Source organism: Pseudomonas sp. SDO5215_S409, from assembly GCF_054071325.1.
In genome coordinates this window covers 1-422 of record NZ_JBSVWN010000181.1, presented here as the reverse complement: position 1 = coordinate 422, position 422 = coordinate 1, and the positions used below count along the sequence as shown (strand labels likewise).

The window sequence follows — 422 nt, the reverse complement described above, 5'->3', positions numbered from 1 at the left end:
AGTGGTACCGCACCTCGGCTGCCGGTACTCAAGAGCACTACTTCACCACCAAACTTGAAGACGCGATCATCGTGGACATCAAGGACTACATGCACAACTGCCAGGACCCATCCAACTCCCACTTCACCCACCTGGAAGATGTGGAATTCACCTACCGCAAAATCACCTGGACCCACGAAGTATCCGGTACTTCGGGTTCCGATGACTGGCGTTCGCCGGTCGCTGGCTAAGGCTGGCTGACTGCTTCAAAAACATCGACCAGCCCTGCTGGTCGATGTCGTTTTTATCGTCGTCATACACGAGGAACAAGGGATGTTCGCGCCAGCCAATCAAACCCACTTCAGCCTGACCGTCGAAGGGCTCTCCAGCGACGTGCAGGTGTACACCCTCAACGGGCGCGAGGCGATCAGCCAGCCGTTTGC

Annotated in this window: 2 protein-coding genes; both read left to right on the top strand. The window is 56.6% G+C overall.

The window, feature by feature from the left end; genetic code table 11:
* The coding region (gene tssD / locus ACW9H9_RS28820; protein WP_457346734.1) for a type VI secretion system tube protein TssD at positions 1-230 on the top strand (230 nt) is incomplete at its 5' end.
* 82 nt (positions 231-312) lie between these two features.
* Positions 313-422, top strand: a 110-nt coding sequence (locus ACW9H9_RS28815) for a hypothetical protein (RefSeq protein WP_457346735.1), incomplete at its 3' end; no start/stop codon positions are given.